18 protein-coding genes and 1 pseudogene (1 of these 19 cut by a window edge) are annotated in these 20879 nt (G+C 62.4%); 6 read left to right on the top strand and 13 right to left on the bottom strand.

Annotation, left to right across the window (positions count from 1 at the left end; translation table 11 throughout):
- From FVQ81_05420 to FVQ81_05365, 12 genes and pseudogenes are all read right to left on the bottom strand, one after another.
- Positions 1–160: pseudogene (locus tag FVQ81_05420) on the bottom strand (hypothetical protein); it reaches 914 nt to the left of the window's first position.
- A complete protein-coding gene (locus FVQ81_05415) occupies positions 157–1416 on the bottom strand; it encodes a DUF935 family protein (protein ID MBW7996007.1) in 1260 nt (419 codons plus the stop codon). Before FVQ81_05415 ends, FVQ81_05420 begins: the two are co-directional and overlap by 4 nt.
- A complete protein-coding gene (terL, locus tag FVQ81_05410; protein ID MBW7996006.1) occupies positions 1416–3068 on the bottom strand; it encodes a phage terminase large subunit in 1653 nt (550 codons plus the stop codon). Before terL ends, FVQ81_05415 begins: the two co-directional genes overlap by 1 nt.
- Positions 3069–3407: 339 nt before the next feature.
- Positions 3408–3701, bottom strand: a complete 294-nt coding sequence (locus FVQ81_05405) for a hypothetical protein (GenBank protein ID MBW7996005.1) — start codon at positions 3699–3701, stop codon at positions 3408–3410.
- 236 nt (positions 3702–3937) lie between these two features.
- Positions 3938–4204, bottom strand: coding sequence for a hypothetical protein (locus FVQ81_05400; protein MBW7996004.1), 267 nt, complete (start codon positions 4202–4204; stop codon positions 3938–3940).
- Positions 4205–4226: 22 nt separating this feature from the next.
- Positions 4227–4670, bottom strand: a complete 444-nt coding sequence (locus FVQ81_05395) for a M15 family metallopeptidase (GenBank protein MBW7996003.1) — start codon at positions 4668–4670, stop codon at positions 4227–4229.
- Between the two features lie 247 nt (positions 4671–4917).
- A complete protein-coding gene (locus FVQ81_05390; GenBank protein MBW7996002.1) occupies positions 4918–6213 on the bottom strand; it encodes a cation:proton antiporter in 1296 nt (431 codons plus the stop codon).
- Entirely contained in the window at positions 6210–7451 is a 1242-nt protein-coding gene (locus FVQ81_05385) for a hypothetical protein (GenBank protein ID MBW7996001.1), read from the bottom strand. The genes FVQ81_05390 and FVQ81_05385 overlap by 4 nt, the downstream gene beginning before the upstream one ends.
- Positions 7452–7506: 55 nt before the next feature.
- The gene (locus tag FVQ81_05380; protein ID MBW7996000.1) at positions 7507–7869 is read right to left on the bottom strand and encodes a hypothetical protein; all 363 of its coding nucleotides are present in this window, start codon (positions 7867–7869) and stop codon (positions 7507–7509) included.
- Positions 7850–8317: a PTS sugar transporter subunit IIA gene (locus FVQ81_05375; protein MBW7995999.1), complete on the bottom strand. Its 468-nt coding sequence runs from the start codon at positions 8315–8317 to the stop codon at positions 7850–7852. Before FVQ81_05375 ends, FVQ81_05380 begins: the two co-directional genes overlap by 20 nt.
- Before the next feature lie 32 nt (positions 8318–8349).
- Entirely contained in the window at positions 8350–9720 is a 1371-nt protein-coding gene (gene thrC / locus FVQ81_05370) for a threonine synthase (protein MBW7995998.1), read from the bottom strand.
- A 221-nt stretch (positions 9721–9941) separates the two neighbouring features.
- Complete coding sequence (locus FVQ81_05365; GenBank protein MBW7995997.1) at positions 9942–10472, bottom strand: hypothetical protein; 531 nt, start codon at positions 10470–10472, stop codon at positions 9942–9944.
- A gap of 161 nt (positions 10473–10633) precedes the next feature.
- Here FVQ81_05365 and FVQ81_05360 point away from each other — a divergent pair, with 161 nt between their 5' ends.
- The 6 genes from FVQ81_05360 to glgC all read left to right on the top strand — a co-directional run bounded on the left by FVQ81_05360 (position 10634) and on the right by glgC (position 20458).
- Positions 10634–12868 carry a DUF1926 domain-containing protein gene (locus tag FVQ81_05360; GenBank protein ID MBW7995996.1) on the top strand — a complete coding sequence of 745 codons (2235 nt, stop codon included), beginning with the start codon at positions 10634–10636 and terminating at the stop codon, positions 12866–12868.
- 158 nt (positions 12869–13026) lie between these two features.
- The gene (gene galT / locus FVQ81_05355) at positions 13027–14055 is read left to right on the top strand and encodes a galactose-1-phosphate uridylyltransferase (protein ID MBW7995995.1); all 1029 of its coding nucleotides are present in this window, start codon (positions 13027–13029) and stop codon (positions 14053–14055) included.
- Positions 14056–14197: 142 nt separating this feature from the next.
- On the top strand, positions 14198–15919 hold the full coding sequence (locus FVQ81_05350) for a DUF1957 domain-containing protein (GenBank protein MBW7995994.1): 1722 nt from the start codon (positions 14198–14200) through the stop codon (positions 15917–15919).
- Positions 15907–18831 (top strand): PAS domain S-box protein, encoded by a 2925-nt coding sequence (locus FVQ81_05345; GenBank protein ID MBW7995993.1) that lies wholly within the window; start codon positions 15907–15909, stop codon positions 18829–18831. The genes FVQ81_05350 and FVQ81_05345 overlap by 13 nt, the downstream gene beginning before the upstream one ends.
- Entirely contained in the window at positions 18806–19174 is a 369-nt protein-coding gene (locus FVQ81_05340) for a response regulator (GenBank protein MBW7995992.1), read from the top strand. The genes FVQ81_05345 and FVQ81_05340 overlap by 26 nt, the downstream gene beginning before the upstream one ends.
- A gap of 45 nt (positions 19175–19219) precedes the next feature.
- Complete coding sequence (gene glgC, locus FVQ81_05335) at positions 19220–20458, top strand: glucose-1-phosphate adenylyltransferase (GenBank protein MBW7995991.1); 1239 nt, start codon at positions 19220–19222, stop codon at positions 20456–20458.
- Between the two features lie 103 nt (positions 20459–20561).
- Here the strand turns inward: glgC and FVQ81_05330 are convergent, their stop codons facing one another.
- On the bottom strand, positions 20562–20756 hold the full coding sequence (locus FVQ81_05330; GenBank protein MBW7995990.1) for a hypothetical protein: 195 nt from the start codon (positions 20754–20756) through the stop codon (positions 20562–20564).
- Positions 20757–20879 lie beyond the last annotated feature (123 nt).

The raw sequence follows: 20879 nt of genomic DNA, 5'->3' as shown, positions 1-20879 counted from the left end.
CCTGCAGTTTCGGGTTGTAGTCCTCGACCATCCTCAGCAGGTCCTCATCGGTCACCTCGATCTCCGACGGGGCGCCGGCGGCGCTGCCGCGCCATTTACCGGCCCGGGCCACGTCCCACCAGCCGTCGATCAGTTCGTCGCTCAGCAGCTTGTCATTCATTCGGCTTCCTCCTCGCTTTTTGCATTTCCGGACCCGGCCAGCGGACTGTCGTCATCACGCGGCGCGGGGAACCCGATCTGTTCGCGCAGCCAGCGCTCGCCCACCGGCAGACCCAGCTCGTTGACCGCCACGCCCACGGCCTTGAGATACGCGGCCAGGTCGCGGTCTTCCTCATAGGCGATCCGGAAGGTGGGATAACGCCCGGCCGGCAGCGGCCCGTAATTGATTTCCACCAGTGTGCGGATCACCCCGTCGAGCTGTTCCTGCTGCCACTGGCTGTCGTCCTTGATGATGTTCTGCAGGGACACCCGCTGAAAGTTGGCCAGGGCGTGGGTGCCGCTCTCGCTCTCGGTTGACAGCGTCTGGCCCAGCACGGCCTTGGCGTATTGGCGGTCGACATACTCGCTGATGATGAAGCGGAACACCTCGACCACACCCTGGCGGCCGATCTCGTTGATCTGGAACTCGGTGCCCTCGGGTCCGATACCCACTGTGTTGCTTTGCATAAGTTTGAGTACATCCAGCAGCGCGTCCTGCTCCTGGCCCGAGGTTCCCCGCGGGTAGCTTGCCCACAGGTACGGCGCGCCGAATTTTTCCACAAACCGCACCAGTTCCTTGAGCGCGTTGTTCTTGAAAAACCAGAGCGGATAGATCTCGCGCAGCAGGCCCTGGCCGTAGGAGCTTTCATCGGAACCCCAGGTGTTGAGCACGAATTTCCACGAGGGAAGGCGGCGGGGGTCGCAGGGCATGTCGGTCAGCAGCAGGCCGCCGTCGGGGTCGAAGCGGAAGCGCTCCGGGTCGCGGGTACGGAACGAGTCGATCCCCAGGGTGCCATCACCGCGCCGGGTGAAAATGATCTCGGCCGGTGCGAACCCGTGGCTGATCCCGCGGAAAAACCGGGTACGGCTGATATGGAACTGTTTGACCTGGCGAAGTTCGCGCTCCACCCAGGCGGCCCGCTCGTGGTCCTCGTGCGTGTCGCCGCCGGGGATTATCCGCCAGCCCTGGGCCATCACGTTCAGCGCACGCTGGCGGAAACAGAGCGCCAGCTGGGCGTCCTTGCGCAGCATCTCGCTGTACAGGCTCAGGCCCTCGGTACTGTGGTCCTCCAGGGTGCGGTCCGGGTTCTCGACCCAGCGGCCGAATATCGAACCAAGCCCGTCTCTCCAGGGGTTGGTCAGCTCGCGGTGACGGACCGCGGTCACCACCGGCCGTCTCTTCCTTCTCCGTCTGCGTTTCCTGCCATCGTTTGCCATCAGCCGAATACCCTCTTCAGTTGTTGCGTTCCGGTTTGGGGCCGGTCGAAGCGGATTCGCTCGCCGCCCGCGGTTTCTTCAATCAGCGCCACGGCCATCTCCAGCGCGTCCGGGCCGTCATCGTGGCCGGCGCGGGGGAAAAAGCGCAACTGGTCGTAAAGCGCCCGGTGCCTGCGCTGGAACCTCAGCCGCCCGCTCTTGATCAGCGGCTGCAGGCGCTGGATACGCAGTGTCTTGTCGGTGTGCTGTTTAATTCCCCGTACCGGCGGGTAGATCCCGCGCGCGGCCGCCTGGTGCAGCAGCACGTCCTTGAAAAATTCCTGGAACTGAACCGTCTCGACCCCGATAACCAGCGGCCGCCGCCTGGCGTAGAGTTCGAGCACGTCCTCGATTATCACGTCCGGCCGCCGCCGCTCGATATCGGCGTCGAGCACGTAGAGCGCCCCGGCCTCGTCGCGGCCCAGGCAGATCACCGCCGAGGGGTCGTCGTGGCGGTTCTTTCCGCCCAGGGAGGGATCGACCGCGGCCACGATCTGAAGGCTGGAGGTGTCGAGTTCGTCCTCGTCGAAAAAGCTGAACCATTCCTCGCGGAACAGGCAGTCGCGCGGGTTGACCGGCTCGTTCTGGATCTCGCTGTCGAAGCTGGCCGGGCCCTCGGCCACCCGCAGCTTCATCAGGTCGTGGTAGCTGCGGTACTCCGGCCAGATCACCTCGGTCCCGGCGGTCATCCTCCGCTCGTGGGCGGCGAAAAACTCCTCGGCCGCCGCCGTGCGTCCGGCGGAGTCAAGCGAGGTGTCGGTATAGATATTTTCCCACTCCTCCCAGAGCTTCTGCGCCCGGCTCCAGCGGATCACGCCCTGGTAGCGGCGGCTCTCGAACGCCGGATTAACCAGCAGTGAGGAGAGCAGGCTCTCGTAGTGCAGGATCGTACCGATCACGACAATGTCCACGTTCTTGCCTCCGGTTTTGCTGAAAGCCTTGAAAAACCAGTCGGAGATTTTCCGCCGCTGCTCCGGGGTCTGGCTGTTGAGGTCGTTCTCCAGGTCATCGCCGATCAGCAGATCGGGGCGGTACTGGCGATGGCGCAGGCCGCGAATATTGCCGCCGGTACCCCGCGCGGTCAGCTTAACCCCGCTGTTGGCGACTATCTCTTCTTTCTTCCACACCGGTCCCGCCCCGGTCAGCGAGCCGAAACTTTCGGCCAGCAGTTCGTTGGCCTCCAGCTCGATCTTGATATCCCCGATATGCCGCTCGGCCTGGGTGGCCGTGTCGCTGGCGATCAGGATATAGCGCTTGCGGGCGATCTCGGGATAGCAGATGCACCACAGGGGCAGGAACATCGTGGCGATCGTGCTCTTGGCGCTTTCCCTGGGCGCGGCCACGGCCACGCGCTTGCCTCCACCGCTGTGGATCATTCCGCTCAGCAGGTCGTACATCTCGTAGTGGAACGAGTTGGGCGGGCGGCGGCAGTAGTGGGGAAAGAAGTGCTCCGCGAACAGCCCGACATCCAGCCGTCCCCAAAGTTTCCTACGCAACGGCTCCGGCTGGCTCTCGATTTCCTCGTACAGCTTCAACCATCTTTTTCCGATCCTTTTCCGTAAGTTCGCCGATCTCGTTCGCGATCCGCTCGTATTCCCTGCGCGTCGATTCATCCGCGTTTCTCACCCCAGCTCGTTTGCCGTTTTTCTCGCCCTGGTAGGCCCGCCGCAGACGGAACAGCAGGCTCCGGCGGTCGCCGTCCTCCACATTGGTCGCCAGCCGCTTCTCATCGGCGGCCAGGCCCTCGCATTCGGCCTCCTCCACCGCCCCGGCGAACTTCCCGTCAGCCTCCATCCTCTCGCACAGCTCCCGGAAACTGATCCCGGCGCTGCCGCACGCGCCCTTGCGCGTACCGCCCATTTTGAGATGGGCCAGCAGACGTTCGGTCATCCGGATTTCGTTGTTTGGCTGCGCTGCTTCCCCGGTCACTTGCGATTACCTCCCGCTCCGATTCACATTTTCGCCAGTACGGCCACACCCGCCATCACCAGCGCGGCCACCAGTCCGCCGACTCCGCCCCACACCCCGGCCTTGACCTCCAGCCGGGCCACGGCCGGGATCAGCTTGTCCAGGCGGTCCACCGTGTGCAGCTGGGCCGAGTAGATATCCCCCATGCGCTGCTCGATCGCCTCGACCTTGGTTGCGACTCTCGCCAGTTGGCCTTCCTTGGGACAATTTCTAAGATGGCTGCTATCCGTTTTTTCCATCGCCTTTTTCTCGGCGGGCGCGCCGGACGCTGTTGTCACCCGACCTCGTGAGGTATGCGCCCTCAGTTTCGACCTTTAGCCGGATCGAGGTGTGGCCTGTCCCCGGCGCACCCGCCATCTTTTCCAGTTAAGATTGCCGTGCCCTCAGAACTGCCAGCGAAATCCCGCCAGCCATCTCTTCCCGCGCTCGCTGTGCCGCTGGACGCCAGCGTAGAAATCGAGAGGGCCTGTCTCCAGTCTGCCGGTCAGCCTGCCCGGGCCAGCCTCGATTCCGATCACTCCGCCCCCTGGGGTTCGACGGGGGCCGAAGAGTTTTTTTCCAGGCGACTGTCCATGATCCGCTTGCCCTGGCTGGAGGTCAGCCCGCGGCTGAGCCCGTCGGCGAAACCCTGCCCGAGCACACCGCCGATCCCCGTGCTCGAGATTCCGCCGATCGCCCACAGCAGGACATCCTGCGGTATGTCCGGCCAGAGGTTGTAGAGCACGATCACCAGGCAGTTGCCCAGAATCGTCCCGATCAGCATCACGATCTTTTTCGACATCCTTCCTCCTTGTGCGCGCCAGCTAGACCACCGGCGCCGCGGTTGTGTTGACTTCCGACTCCGGGGAGGATTCCCCGGGACCCACCTGCACGTGAAGATGCCTGCCCCGTCCGCCTACCTCGTGGACCAGCGCGGTCATCAACCCGGAGCGGCCGCGGTAGGCAAACGCGCTGTTGATCCAGTCCGCCCAGGATTCGGCCTGGGCAGGAGTGAGAGCGCTGACACGCAGGTCCGCGGCGCGGCCGAATTCGTGGGGGCTGCGCCCGCCGGAGCTGGCCGGATAGATCGCCTTCTGCTCCCGGGGGGTGCGCAGCAGCGCCGTGACAACCGCCGGTCCTGCGGCAGCCAGCCAGTGCCAGCGCGCGGCGGCCAGCACGATTACCTGCAGGGCCGGATGGGTCTCGCTGCGCTGCCACTCCAGCAGTTGACGGACCGATTTGAATTCGAGATAACGTTCTGCCTGCATGGAGGCTCCGGGTTGAAATCTTCGCCATCAATCAAGTTGCGTCTTAAAATAACAGCGATACCCGTTACAATCCAGCGAATACGGTGCGTTCTGTGCGTTATATTAATATTCGTAAAAATATTTTTGCTATATTTTGGATTTTTTCGGATGTGAAACGGCTCTTACCCACGCGGGACGAGGGCTTACGGATTTCGGCGAGGACTGATTGTTCAGCAAAAAAAATCAGGCGTGTAAAATCAGGCGGGAATCAAACAGAGTTTTTCTTTTTCGGGATGTTGCCGGCGCGGACGAGGCCGAACTTGAACAGCACGGGGCCGATCACCTGGAAGATGGCTATCGAGCCGATCACCACGCTCTTGAACGTGACGCCCCAGCCGGGGAAATTATCGGCGACAATCACCGCAATCCCGAGCGTTATGCCGGCCTGGGTCAGGAAACCCATCCAGATATTGTCGCGCACCAGGGGTTCCTCGGCGGCGGCGGAAGCGCCCAGCCGGGTGCCGAACCAGGTGAACGCCAGGCGGGAGACGGTCAGGACAAGCACCAGCACCCAGGCCTCGGCCAGCACGTTGAAATTGATCCCGGCCCCGGCGATAGCGAAAAACAGCACGTAAAGCGGCAGCGAGCCTCTCTCGATCGCCGCGATAAAGGAATGCCCGCGGCTGGAGAGGTTGCTGACCGCCAGGCCGGCGGTCATGCAGACCAGCAGCCCGTGAAGGTGCATCGCCCTGCTGGCCACCGCCACCAGGTAGCTCAGTGCGATAATGAAAATCGGCAGCTCGGTGCCGAGATATTTCATGTAGCCGATAATCAGCACGCCCAGGACGATCCCGAAGGTGATCGAACCACCGATTTCCCAGCTCAATTCGGCGGCGATATTATTACCCTGCCCGGCCTGGGATGGATCGAGAATCTGGGTCACAAACCCGAACGTGAGCGCGAACGCGACAATCACCATGATGTCCTTGATGATCGTGATTCCCAAGGTCAGCTCGGTCATCCTGCCTTTCGCGCCGGTTTCGACAATAACCGCAATGGTGGAGCTGGGGCTGTTGGCGATCGCGGTCACCGCGAACAGCGCCCCGACGGCAACCAGCCCCGAGAACTGCAAGGTGAATTCGCCGGGGAAATAGTGCAGCGCCCAGGCCATCAGCACCAGTACTCCGACGAACGTGATCACCACCTGCCCCGCGATCATCATCAGGAACGCCCGGATACTGCGGGCGATCCGCCGCAGGTTCACCTCTCCCCCGGCGGTAAGCGCGATCAGGGTCAGAGCGAAACTGTTGATCAGCTCCAGGTTGCGCACGTCCCCGTGGTCCATGATTCCCAGCAGCGAGGGACCCATCGCGATCCCGGCGATCAGGTAGCCGGTAATCCCCGGCAGGCCGATCCTGTTGCCCAGCTTGCCACAGACAAATCCGGCCAGCAGCAGGAACCCCAGCGTCATCGACAGCGGCGCGCCGCCTGTTTCCGGCTGCGGGAGATAGAACATCAGCCCCATCAGCAGCGCCAGGGCGGCCAGTCCGAACAGCCTGCTCATGAGCCGCCCTCCTTCCGCGCCTCGATTCGCCTGTGCTCCAGGGCTAACCGTGCCGCGTGGGCGGCCACGGCCTCGGCGATCACGAGTCCCGCCAGCACGATCGTGACCGCATCAGCGGCGCCGTAGCCGACGAAGAGCAACTGGTGGTTGGCCAGCAGCGCGATACTCATCCCGCCCTGGCCGATCAGCGCCAGTCCGCCGCCGGCGCCGGCGCCCTCCATCTCCTCACGCACCAGCGGGGAGAAAAGGAACGCGCCGATCAACTTCGCGCCGACCCGCGCCGCCAGGAAGATCATCAGGCAGGCGGCCACCGGCACCAGATCAGCTATCCGCACCGGGTCCCACGAGGCGCCGACAATCACCAGCAGTACCACCAGGATCGGCCGTTCGCGGACCACCAGCACCCGGAACACCCGTTCGCCGGTGTCCTTGAGGCTGTTGCCCACCAGCACGCCCATCACCATGCTGATCAGCAGGCTGGAGAGCTTGAGGTAGGCGGCTATCCCGCCGGCCAGGATCGCGAACGCAATTATCATCATCGCCAGCTCTTTTTCCGTATGCTTGTGGCGGGCGTAAGAGTAGAACATGAACCCCATCGCCAAGCCCGTCAGGATACTGGCCGCAGTCCACTCCAGCGCCGGGACCAACCCTCCCCCGCCGGCATGGAACCAGCCCGCGGCCGCGCCCAGGATTACGATCGGCAGGACAGGATCAAGGCTGGCCGCGTAGTTGACAAACTGGGCGAACCGCTTGCGGATCCGGCCTGAACCCGATGCGGCCAGGGCCGGCTCTGCCGGACTCGACGCCGCGCCGGCCACGGTAACCAGCAGCAGCGCCAGCCAGAACCGGGCGCCCTCCCAGTCGAAAAAGCGGATAAATGCCGAACCCATCACCAGCGCCAGCACGAGCACGGTGACAACAGCCTGCAAGCCGGCCGCCGCCGCCCAGCTGGGCGGGAACTGGCGGAGCGAGCGCCTGTTGAACTGGAGTCCGAACATCAGCCCGGCCCAGCCCAGGGCCAACTGCAGCAGCGGTTCCAGATTCACCAGCGTCTCACTCGCCAGCAGACCGAGCCCGTGACGGCCCAGAGCCACGCCAACGACCAGGTACATCGCGGTGTGCAGGCGCAGCAGGGGGACAGCCTGGCGGGTGCGCTTGCGCAGGATCAGCCGCCCGCCGGTCAGCGCGATAAAGGCCAGCAGCAGGATCAGCATCACTGTGCGGGTGGTTTCGGTCATCGGGTACCAGACGGGAAAATGGAGAGCAGAATAAGCCGGAGGGTATAACTGCTTTTTAATCTCTCTTCAGGAACCCGCGGGCGTCAACAACCGGCAGGGCGAACAGCACGCCGATTCCCGGATCATCGAGACTGCCGCAGACATCCTCGATCAGCTCGAACGCCTTCTCGTAGGTCTCACGGTCGGGCAGCAGGGAGAGGATCGTTTTGTTGTTCGGACGGCCGCCGGCCAGGATACCGCGCAGCCCGGCGAAAATGGGGATATCGTAGGCCAGGATCCGGCCCATGCCCATACTGTCCAGTATCGTGGCCCCGCTGATGCCGATTTCGAGAAAACCGGACAGGATTTCCTCCAGCATCTCCTCCCGGTTCAGCACGAACACCATCAGCAGTTGGCCGCTACCCTGAGTGTTTGCCATCTTCCTCGGCCAGTATGTTCAGGATGTCGTCGACAGCGTTCGCCTGCTTAATCGCGTTGACGAAATCGGTGTGCTGGACCAGACGGCTGATCCGGGCCAGGGTTTTGAGATGAGTTGCGCTGGCTGACGGCGGCCCGACCAGCAGGAAGACGAAAAAGACCGGCTCGCGGTCGAGCGAGTCGAAATCTGCCCCCTGCGGAATATGCGCCAGCGCGATTGTCTGGGCCTTGACATCCTCGCAGACCGTATGCGGGACAGCGATCCCGTGCCCGATCCCGGTGGTCATGATTTTCTCGCGTTCCAGCAGGCTGTGCAGCAGCTTGGCCGGATCTTCGGTAAAGCCGCTTTCGGCGAGCATGTCCACCATCCGGCGGAGCACTTTCTCCTTGTCCGTCTCGTCCAGTTCGGCTGCGATGCAGCTCGGGCAGACGAAATCCATCAGCTTCATTTGCCGCCCTTCCTTCTCAGAATTTACCGGCTTTAACTCTCCCACCGGCTCCAGTCCAACTCAACCGATTTCCACGCGCCGATACGGCGGTCCAGGGTTTTCCTGACCGAATCCAGGTCGGCGGGGATTTCCTCCGGCTGGTTGGCATAGTCGAACGCTACGTCATCCAGCCGGCGCAGGTGGTAGTCTGTCTTGAACTGGCTGAACTTGAGACCGTGGGCTGTGGAGATCACCACCACCCGGTCGCCGGGCTTGATCTTCCCCCGGCGCAGCAGCTTGAATGTGACCGCCAGGGCCACTCCCGTGTGCGGACAGTTGTAGAGTCCGGTCAGGTCGGCCAGGGCGCTGGCGTTGGCCAGCTCGTTCTCGGTGGCCTGCTCCACGATCCCGTCGAACCGCTTGAGTGCGGCGATAGCCTTGTTGATACTCACCGGATTTCCGATCTGGATCGCGCTGGCCAGGGTCTTGCCCGCTTCCACGGGCTCAAATTCCTTGAAGCCTTTCAGGTAGCTCAGGTAGAGCGGATTGGCTTTGGCCGCCTGGGCGCAGACTATTTTCGGCCGTTTACTGATCAGTCCCAGTTCGAGCATCATCTCGAACCCCTTGCCCAGCGCGCTGACATTGCCCAGGTTACCGCCCGGGATCACTACCACGTCGGGCACCTCCCAGTTGAACTGCTGGACGATCTCGATCGAAACGGTCTTCTGGCCCTCGATCCGCAGGCTGTTCATCGAGTTGGCCAGGTAGATCCAGTTCTCTTTCGTCAGCTCTTTCACCACCGCCATGCACCCGTCGAAATCGGTGTCGAGGCACAGCGTGATCGCCCCGTTGGAGATCGGCTGGATCAGCTGGGCGGCGCTGATCTTGCCCGCCGGCAGCAGGACCACCGCGGGTATCCCGGCGGCGGCGCAGTAGGCGGCCAGCGCCGCCGAGGTGTCACCCGTGGAGGCGCAGGCCACCGCGCGGATTTTGGCGCCCTCGGAAATCATCTGCTTGACCATGCTCACCAGCACGGTCATCCCCAGGTCCTTGAAACTGCCGGTGTGGCTGTTCCCGCAGAGCTTGATCCACAAGTCCTCCAGGCCGATAATCCGGCCCAGCCGCTCGGCCCAGAACAAGTTGGACCCGCCCTCGTACATCGAAACCACGTTCTCGCCATCAACCGCCGGGCAGACCCATTCTTTCTTGCCCCAGACCGCGCTGCCGTGGGGCCACTGTGAAACCTTGTAGCGCCGCTCGAACAGGTCGCGCCAGTAGGCCCCGTCGCGACGGGCCAGTTCGGCGGTGTCGTGGGCCACTTCCAGCAGGCTGTCGCATTTTTCGCAGCGGTAGATTACCGAATTAATCGGGTAATCCTCGCCGCACTCCGGGTTGATACAGTGAAACCAGCACCGGTAACTCATCACCGTTCCTGAATTCGTGTTTTCCAGACTCGCCGTAACCAGGGGGAAGTCGCCGTCGCCGCCGCCGCCGCATGTGCGTCTCGCGGTAACAAATAGCGCGGGGCGTAATCCCTTTTTTCCGGCGCTTGACACTCTAAAACGCAGGGATTTACCGCCCACGGACCCGGGCGTCCCCTCTGTTCGCAAATTAAGGGACGGGGCGGGTTCAAGTCAATAGAAACCTAGTCCACAACCAGCAGGAGGGTGAAGATCAGGAAGGCGAGCAGGAACAGATTGAAGTAGAGAAAATACCATTGGTGGCGATTGAGGGCGCTGTGGGTAAGCTCCGCGTCGCGCGCACTGTCGGCGGGCAAGCCGACAGGTCCGGTATGACCGGCGACGGCGAATTCCTTCTCCAGGCCCTCGCGGATTTTCCCGACCACCCCGGTGTCCACCCGCTCGATCATTTCGAGGGCCATCCGGCGGCGGCGGACGATATTCTGCAGTCGCCTGAGCCTCTGCGCCCCGTCCTCGCCACGCTCTCCGCCGCCACGCGAGGGATGGGTTACCGACGAGTGGTCGTAGAGGCATTTCATGATCTGCAGGCGCTCGAGCAGCATCTTGCGCTTGCGCACGTTCTTGACCCCGGTCTCGATTTCACGCTCGCAGATCTGGGTGAACTTGCGCACCCGCCACTCGACCTGACCGTCGTCGAGCTCCCGCATCCGGGTCTCTTCAATCAGGTCATCGACATCCGACTTGATTTTGTTCATCGTGCTCGTGGCAGGCTCCGGAAGTGAATGATATCGGGCTATCTGTCGGCAATTTGCGCCGGATGAATCTATTATAGACCAGGCCGACCGGACTGTCAAGCGGCAACCTGGCCTCGCCGGTGCATGTTGCTTTCCATTGATAAAACGGCAGAATAAAATTAATGTATCACTATTCCTGTCACACCGTTTTATATCCGGTGGACCGCCGCTTTCAACGAACGAATTCTGACTCGGGAGTACGAGGATTGGCCGCGAAAATAAAATTCATCCTGGGCCTGCACTGCCACCAGCCGGTGGGCAATTTCAACCATGTATTCCAGCGCGGGATGGACCTCAGCTACCGGCCGTTTCTGGAGACAGTGGCCCGGTTTCCGGCGGTCAAGGTGGTGCTGCATTACAGCGGACCGCTCCTGGAATGGATATCGGAGCACGACCCGTCATTCTTTAGCCTGGTGCGGGAGCTGGCCGGGCGGGGCCAGGCCGAAATCGCCGGCGGCGGCTACAACGAGCCGATCCTGCCGGTGGTGCCCCGCCGCGACGCCGTGGGCCAGATCCGCTACATGAGCCGTTACCTCAAACGTCATTTCGGCGCCAGCGTGCGCGGAGGATGGCTCACCGAAAGGATCTGGGAACCCCATCTGCCGTCGCTGCTCAGCGAGGCCGGCCTGGAATACACCACGGTCGACGACTACCATTTCCTCTCCGCCGGGTTCGACCCCGAGCGGCTGGCCGGCTATTACCTCAGCGAGGACCAGGGCGCCACGGTCGCGATCTTCCCGACCAGCCAGCAGCTCCGCTACATGATCCCGTTCCACGAGGTAAGCGAGGTGATCGCCTTTTTCCGCCGCAAGGCCGCGGAACTCCCCGAAGGTTCGGTGCTGACCCTGGCCGATGACGGCGAGAAGTTCGGCATGTGGCCGGGAACTTTCGACCGGGTTTACACTCAGAAATGGCTGAATATTTTTTTCACGGCGCTCTGCGATAATTCCGACTGGCTGGAGACAACCACTTTCAGCCAGGTGATAGACAGCTCTCCACCCGGCGGCAAGGTCTACCTGCCCGCGGCCAGCTACATGGAGATGGGCGGCTGGTCACTGCCGGCATCGGCCGGGGAACGGTTCCACAAGCTGCAGGCCCGGCTGGAACGTCAGGGCGGACTGGACGAGTTCTTTCCGTTCCTGCGCGGCAGCTTCTGGCGCAACTTCCTGATCAAATACCCGGAGTCCGGCTGGATGCACGGCCGGATGTGGCAGGTCAGCAACCGGCTGGCCGCCACGCTGGCCCCCGGCGCCTACAACCGGCCGGAACCGCCGGCGGCGCTTCAACATCTCTGGCGCGGCCAGACCAACTGCGCTTACTGGCACGGCATATTCGGCGGGCTCTACCTGCCCCACCTGCGCAAAGCAATTTTCAGCAACCTGATCCGCGCCGAAAAAATGGCGCTGCGCTCGGCGGGCGACAATTCCCTGCGGGTGGAAAAAACCGATGTGGACCACGACGGCCAGGACGAGATCATCCTGGCCAACCGGCGGCTCAACCTGATTATCAAGCCATCCGACGGGGGCATTATCGCCGAGCTGGACTCCCTGGCAGCCGAGTTCAATCTGACCGATACCCTGGCGCGCCGTCCCGAGGCCTACCACTACCGGATGGTGGAGGGCGGCGAGGAGGAGGACCACGGCGACGGCGGCCACGCCAGTATCCACGAGCGCCATTTCGAGGACAAAATCCAGCCGTCGGAGCTGGTCTACGATCCCTGGACCAGACGGATGCTGCGCCTCCACTTTTTCGCCGCTCCGCCCGCCGGGGCCGATCAGTTGTCCAGGGGCGAGCCCGAGGATATCGGCGATTTCGCGCTCGGACCCTGGCAGGCGTCCGGACCGCGCAGCAGCGGCCGCGAGGTATCGCTGGTCCTCTCGCGCAGGGGCAGGGTCGTCCAGCCGGACGGCGATTACGCGGCTATCGAGGCCCGTAAGCGGATCGCTCTCGAACGGGACTCCGGCAGGATCGGAGTCGATATCACGCTCCGGAACCGCTCCGCCGGCAAGGTCATCCTGTTTGCAGCGGTAAGTTTCAACCTGACTGTCCTGGGTCCCGGCGACCCGGCGGTGTACCTGCGTTCCGGCGGAGAAGAGGCGCTGGGCCTGGGCGACCCCTTCGAGCTTCAAAATGTGCGGGAATTGACGGTTTATAACAGGCGCGACGGCTGGAACCTGGAGTTTGCGTTCCCTCGGCCGCCGCTGGCGGTTTACCAGTACCCGGTGTACACGCTCAGCCAGAGCGAGGGCGGGGTCGACCGCACCTACCAGGCCACCTGCCTGGTGCCGGTCTGGCCCCTCGAAATCGCACCCGGACGGAAAGCCGGTTTTTCTGTTGCGCTAACACTTTCCAGTTAAACAATTTATCGTCTCACTCCGGACCACTGTATTGACACTCCAGCCCCCTATCATGTACTATAATAAAGGGAATCCTTAAAATAACGATTCGGGAGACAACTTTAGGGTGTTCGATAGCAGAAATCGAAGATGCCTGTCGAGGGGAGGAGGGTTGAACGATGGCAGAGTTCAGGCACGACCCTGTACACCGCAGATGGGTGATAGTCACCGTTGACAGAGCCAGGGGCCCCGGGGATTACGATATCCCGGACAGACCTTACGACGAGGGAGTCTGCCCGTTTTGCGAGCGGCAGGAGGGACGGACTCCGGCGGAAATCTATTCCGTGCGCGAGGGCACCAATCCCGACCGCCCGGGATGGAAACAGCGGGTGTTCCCCAACAAGTACCCCATACTCTCCACCGACGAAAACGAAGTCGAGCGCGGCGCGTTCGGGGTCTACGACTGGATCAACGGGATCGGCGCCCACGAAATCGTGGTCGAACACCCCCAACACCATGTCCTGTTCCACCAGTTCGGCGTGGACCACCTTGCCGACCTGATTCGCACCTGGCGGCTGCGCCTGCGGGAGCTGATGGCCGATCAGCGTTTCCGCTACATCATGATTTTCAAAAACCACGGCGCCGTGGCCGGGGCGAGTATCAACCACCAGCATTCGCAACTGTTGGCCATGCCCGTGATCCCCAGGATCGCCGCCATGGCGCTGGCCACCGCCAGGGAGCATTTCCACAACAAGGAACGCTGCCTGTTCTGCGACCTGCTGGACCAGGAACTGACCGACGGCGGCAGGGTCGTGGCCCGGAACGACCATTTCGTCTGCTACATCCCTTACGCCTCGCGTTTCCCGTTCGAGATGGCGATCCTGCCGACGGCCCACAGTCACGATTTTTCCGCCCTGGGTGACGAGATGCTGCGGCCGGCCGCCGAAATCCTCGACGAGTCCATGCGCAGGCTGGCCGCCCTGTTCGGCGATCTGCCGTTCAACCTCACTATCCACTCCGGACCCAATACGGGCCAAAGCCCCAAGCGCGCCGGGTACTGGTCAACTCTCAAGTACGACTGGCACTGGCAGATCGAGATTATCCCGCGGCTGGGAACAACCCACGGTTTCGAGTGGGGTACGGGGCTGTATATCAACCCCACGCCTCCGGAAAAAGCAGCGGAGTACCTTCGGCAGGCCGATATCTGAATTCCCTCCGCAGCCCCTGTCCGCAACCCGCGTGAACTGGTTTTCCGGGCCGGGCTGACGCCGCGGGAGTTTTGGCTGTTTATCTGACCAGGAATGACAGCGATTGAACTGAAACCCGGTCACAATCCCAAAGGAGCTGGCTTTGACTGACGGTTATTTCTCTTTCGTACTTCATTCTCATCTTCCCTACGTAATCTCCCACGGCCAGTGGCCCCACGGCATGGACTGGCTCAACGAGGCCGCGGCTGAAACATACCTGCCCCTGGTGGAGATATTCCGCCGGGCCGCCGGCAGGCGCGAGGGCCGGATCGGGATCACGTTCGGAGTCACTCCGATCCTGGCCGAACAACTGGCCGATGACCGGTTCAAGAGTTCGTTTGTCGAGTACCTGGACGTAAAAATCGCCGCCGCCGAGGAGAACAGGGATCAGTTCGAGAAGGTGGACGACGGTCACAAGGCAGTTCTGGCGGTGATGTGGCGCGATTTCTACCGGCACCAGAAACGCCTGTTCACCGAGGAACTCGACTGCGATATCCCCGGCGCGCTGCGGAAACTCCAGGAGCAGGGAGCGATCGAGATTATCACCTGCGCGGCCACCCACGGCTACCTTCCCCTGCTCTCCCGCGACGAGTGTGTGAGGGCCCAGCTCAAGCTGGGTGCGGCCACCCACCGCAAGCATTTCGGTACGGACCCCGCGGGCACCTGGCTGCCAGAGTGCGCCTACCGCCCATCCTATGAATGGGCCAGTCCCCTGGCCGATGAGGGTTACGGGCCGACCAAGCCGGTGACCCGCAAGGGTGTGGAACAGCTTGTCAGCGAAGCTGGAATCAAATACTTCATCGTCGACAGCCACCTGCTCAAGGGCGGCAGGGCGATCGGTGTCTATCTCGACCGGTTCGAGGCGCTGCAGAAACTCTGGCAGCAGTTCGAGCAGACCTACAAGCCCCGCGAAGAGAGCGAGGAATACAGCCCGTATCTGCCCTACCTGGTGGGCGACCCCGGCCACCAGGAACCGGTGGCCTTTTTCACCCGCGACCCCAAGAGCGGCCTTCAGGTCTGGAGCGGCGAGCACGGGTACCCGGGCGACGGGACGTTTCTCGACTTCCACAAGAAGCATTTCCCCGGCGGCCACCGCTACTGGCGGGTCACCTCCTCCAAGGCCGATCTGGCCGACAAGCAGGAGTACGAGCCGGGCCGGGTCGATGAGATCCTGGAGAACCAGACCAGCCACTTCGTGGACCTGCTGGCCGGAATCCTCGGCGAGCACAGGGCCTCCACCGGCGGCGAGGGGATGATTACCGCGCCCTACGATACCGAGCTGTTCGGCCACTGGTGGTTCGAGGGCCCGCAGTGGCTGGACAAGGTGCTGGCCAAAGTGGCCGGCTCGCCGGACGTGGAGCCCACTTCCTGCGCCGATTTCCTGGAGCGGGCCGATCCCGCCACGGTGGTCGGCTTGCCCGAGGGCAGCTGGGGTGAGGGCGGTTTCCACTATATCTGGCTCAACGACTGGAACCGCTGGACCTGGCGCCATATCTACCAGTGCGAGGACCGCATGTGCGAGGTCGCCCGCGGCCTGAGCGAAAAAAGCAGCGAGCAGACCCACCGGGTGGCCTGTCAGCTCGGCCGTGAACTGCTGCTGCTCGAAAGCAGCGACTGGCAGTTCCTGATCAGCACCTGGAGCGCCCGTGACTATGCAGAGGCCCGGGTGGCGCGCCACTCGGAGAACTTTGACCGGCTCTACGAGATGTTCGGCCGTCTGGAGCGCGACGGCAGCACGGGCGACGCCGACTGGAAGTTCCTGGAGCAGTGTGAGCAGAACGACGCCGTTTTCGACAACCTGGAACCGTCACTATGGCTTCCCTGACCACAAATAAGGTGACCCTGCTCCGGCTGGTTCTGCAGACCAGTTCCGAGGCAATCGTCCTGCTGGATTCCGGGGGCATGATCCTGGGCGCCAGTCTCAAATTGACCGGGCTGCTGCGCACGACCTGGCAGGAGCTGGTCGGGCATCCGTTTACCTGTATCGCCCCGCAGGAGTTGAACGACCAGAAACTCTGCCCGCCTCCGGAAGGAAAGCAGCGGCTGACTATCGTGGACACCGAGGGCAACCGTATTCTCTCTTCGTGGATGCTGGTTCCCTGGTACGGCGATGAGGAATCCGGGGGTAAAAAGCTAATCGCCGCCTATCTGATCCAGTGGTACGGTGAAGCGGGAACCGGCCGGGACAGTTTCCTCGACGAGGTCGTGCGCGAATTCCTGACCGACAGCCTGCCGCTGGGAGTGATGGTTACCGACCGCACCGGCAAGATTGTACTCTACAACAGAGGCCAGGAACGGATTACCGGTATCACCGCCGAGGAGGCGATGGGCAAGATGCTGTTCGCCGACTACGCCGCGGCCGCGCCCGATGAGATCAAGCGCAAGTTCCGGCAGGCGCTCAAGGAACCCGTGGAAATGAGCCTCCACGAGTTCGACTATACCGACCGCCGGGGAATCACCCGCCGTTTCCGCGGCAGAGTCAGCACTCTGATGGGCCCGGACGGGGAGATCCACGGGGCGGTGCAGACCTTGGAGGATGTGAGCCGGCCGGCCCAGCTCAAGCAGGAAATCGACCGCACCCGCGGCTTTCTCACCCGTCTGCTCGAAACCACCCCGAACCCGATTTTCACCACCGACATGAGCGGGCGGCTGACCTTTACCAACCGCGCGGCCGACGATGTCCTGGGCCTTCACGAGCGCACCGCCGAGGGACCGGTTACCGCCGGAGATATTTTCCTGGGCGGCGAACGCGAGGCCGGCCAGATAATCAGTTACCTGGCCGAACGCGACGGGTCGGTGGAAGACTACGAGACGTACCTCAACTGCGGAAACTCCGAGGTCCCGGCCAGCCTGACCATGAGCTACCTCTACGACGAGGACGGCAACCCCGAGGGCGTAATCTCGATTGTCCGTACTCTCTCGCGCGAACGCAAGCTGCAGAGCGAAATCCGCCGTAACGAGCACTACCTGGCGGCTTTCATCGATAACAGCACCGATGCGGTGATCGTGCTGGACGAGGAAGCCAAGGTTAAAACCTGGAACCAGGGCGCGGAAAAAATGTTCGGCTACTCGAAGGATAAAATGCTCGGTAAGCCCCTGGACGGGCTGGTGCCGCCCGAGGACGAGGTGGTCAAATCCAGCAAGATGGGCCGCGTGGAGTTCACTTCCGACGGGAAACTCAAACACTACAGTACTGACCTGGTCAACGCGCGCGGCGAAAGGCTGGTTGTCGAGTCCACCAGTACGGAGCTGAACGACCAGTATGGCGGGATCACCGGGCGGCTGATTATCTTCCGTGACGTCACTCTCCGTGACCGTCTCGAAGAAATTCTGAAAGAAAATATCGCCGACCTCTCGCGGATCAACGAGATCAGCGAGGCCCTGCTCACCAGCAAGGACCTGGACGAGACCCTGGGGATCATCCTGATCGGTGTCACCGCCAGCCAGGGCCTGGGATTCAACCGCGCCTTCCTGCTGCTGGTCGACCATGATGAAGGCGCCCTGGTCGGTAAACTGGCTATCGGTCCCAGCGACGCATCCGAGGCCGGCCGGATCTGGAATGAGGTCCACTCCAAATACCAGACCCTGCGCGACCTGTTCAAGGCATACAAACAGAGCGGGCTCGACCGCGACAGCCATGTCAACCGCGTGGTGCGCAACCTCCGCTTCCCGCTCGCCGATGACTCCAACCCGCTGATAGTCGCGCTGAAAGAAAAAAAATCGCTGAACGTGGTCAACGGAGTCGACATGGGCGTGCTCTCGCCGGAGCTGGCCGCCCAGCTCAACAGCGACACCCTGGCCGTGGTCCCGCTTGTCTGCGAATACCGCAGCGTGGGGCTGCTGATTGCCGACAACATGATCAACAACCGGCCGATCGACGAGGAAGCGGTGAGCATGCTGCGGATGTTCGCCAACCTGGCCAGCCAGACAATCGAGCGCAGCAGGCTGTATCAGAGCCTGGAAGAAAAAATCCAGGCGCTCAATACCGCCTACCGCGACCTGAAAGAGAGCCGGAACAAGCTGGTCCAGGCCGAGCGGCTCTCGGCCCTGGGCCAACTGGCGACCCACGTGGCCCACGAGATCCGCAACCCGCTGGTCTCGATCGGCGGGTTCGCGCGCTACCTGGCCCACGAACTGCCCGACGGCGATCCGGCCCGCGAAAAAGCCGATGTAATAGTCGAAGAAACGGACCGGCTGGAGCGCTATCTCAAGGACACGCTGACCTACATGAGGCACAACAACCCCGTGTTCCGCCCGGCCGACCCCAACCGCCTGGTGAAAGATACGTTCATGATGATGGACGCCGAGCTGGAGGAAAGCGGCGTGGAGCTTGTCGACAACCTGATGCCCAATCCGCCGGAGGTGGAACTCGACGCCGATCAGATTCGCCAGGTACTGCTCAATGTCTTCCGCAACGCCCTGGAGGCCATGCCCGAGGGCGGCACGCTGACAGTCTCCTCCCGGCTGGAGGGCGACATGTTCACCCTCAGCGCCGCCGATACCGGGGTCGGGGTCAGCGACCAGGAGCGCGACAAGCTGTTTACCGCATTTTTCACCACCAAGAGCAGCGGGAGCGGTCTCGGACTGACAATCTGCAGCCAGATAGTGAATAACCACAGAGGCAAGATCACGGTGGAGAGTAACGACGGCCCGGGGACCGTATTCCATATCACGCTGCCTGTCACCCAGGCGGATTTCAAGGAGGCCGAACATGAAGAAATTGCTGATCGTCGATGACGAAAAAAACCTCAGGATGCTCTACAAGACCGAGTTCGAAGTGGAAGGGTACCACGTGGACACCGCCCCCGACGCGCTTGAAGCGCTGAGCAAGTTCGAGCACGAGCACTACGACCTGGTGATCCTGGATATCAAGATGCCCGGCATGGACGGGGTGGAGGCGCTGGGCAAGTTCCTGGGCCGCGACAACAAGATCCCGGTGATTATCAACAGCGCCTACGACAGCTACAAGGACAATTTCATGAGCTGGGCGGCCGACAGCTACGTAATCAAAAGCAGCGACCTGAGCGAACTCAAGCAGAAAGTGAAAGAGGCCCTGGGCGAGAGTATCTACGAGTTCTGACAGGTCCCTGAGGCAACCCTATCAGATAAAGGATGAAGAGAGACAATGCGTGACGGGAAACGGGACGTGCTGACAATCATCATGGCCGGCGGCAAGGGCGAGCGCCTCTATCCGCTGACAAAGAGCCGCTCCAAGCCGGCGGTGCCGTTCGGCGGGATTTACCGGATTATCGATTTCACCCTCTCCAATTGCCTCAACAGCGGCCTGCGGCGGATCAAGGTGCTGACCCAGTACATGAGCAACAGTCTCGACCGCCATCTCAAGGAAGGCTGGAATTTCTTCTGCCGCGATCTGGGCGAATATATCGACACAGTCCCGCCCCAGCACCAGCTTCACGAGCGATGGTACAACGGCACGGCCGACGCGATCTTCCAGAACCTCCATCTGCTCGAGGAAATCAGGCCGCCTTACCTGCTGATCCTCTCCGGAGACCATATCTACAGGATGGACTACTCGGACATGATCGACGCCCACCTGGCCAACCGGGCGGAACTGACAGTGGCCACGGTGGAGGTGGAAATCCCGCTGGCCGCCGGCAAGCTGGGAGTGCTGCAGGCCGACCACGAGAGCCGGATTGTAGATTTCGAGGAGAAACCCGCCGAACCAAAGCCCAGTCCCACCCGCGAGGGTTACGCGCGGGTCAACATGGGGATTTACGTGTTCGATACCGACGTGCTGGTGCGCAACGTGATCGCCGACGCCAAGACCGACAGCAGCCACGATTTCGGCCGCGACGTGATCCCCTCGATGATCGGCGGCCACCGTTGCTATTCGTACAATTTTGTCGATGACTCGGGTGGGGAGATCATGTACTGGCGCGATATCGGCACCCTGGAGAATTATTTCGACGCCAGCATGGACCTGCTCAGTCACAAACCCCATTTCGACCTCTATGACCCGGCCTGGCCGCTGCGGACCTACATGGCCCAGAATCCGCCGGCCAAGATGATCCACGGTGAGCCCGAGGGCGACAAGCAGGGGCGGCAGGGCACGGCGCGCAACAGTATTATCTCCCCGGGCTGCATTATCGACGGGGCCAAGGTGAGTAACTGCGTGCTCTCGCCGGGAGTCTATATCGGTCCCGGCGCGGAGGTCGAGGACTCGATTATCATGCACCGCACACGGATCGGGGCCAACTGCCGCGTGCGCCGCGCCCTGATCGACCAGGACGTGGTGATCTCGCCCGGCCGTAAGGTTGGACTGAACCCGCAGCACGACAGCGAGCATTTCATCCTGAGCGATTCGGGGATCGTGCTGGTGCCCAAGGGGTTCAAGCTGGGGTGAGGACGGAGGATTGCAGTGAAAAGTGCTTTGACGTAAGACTGTCCGGGTCAGCCGTGGGGCGGAAGCGGCTGCGACGGGTCCGGCGAGAGCACACGGCCGTCACTTATATCGTTCGAGCTTGTCTGCGCGGTGAGTTGCCGTCCCGGAACCCGGTCGCGCACTCCAACCGCTCGCCCTTGCCCTCTTTCTCGATAAAATCCCTGAACGCGCAGTCCTCACCGTCCTCGCAGCAGGCTTCTTTCCCTTTCGCGGTGGGCGCCAGTCTGTTCCAGGCATAGTACCCCGCCAGCGTGGCCACTCCCTCCAGCGGATAGGGAGTCAGGCTGTAGACACCGGGCAGATTGACAAGAGTCAGCCGGCGGCACCGGTGATCGACAGCTGCCGTTTATTTATTGACACGCCCCTGCCGCCGGGCTATTAA

Source organism: Candidatus Glassbacteria bacterium (assembly GCA_019456185.1).
In the GTDB taxonomy this organism is placed as follows: Bacteria; Gemmatimonadota; Glassbacteria; order GWA2-58-10; family GWA2-58-10; genus JAJRTS01.
Note: the sequence above shows the minus strand (reverse complement) of the source record. Positions and strands in the feature narration are given on the sequence as shown.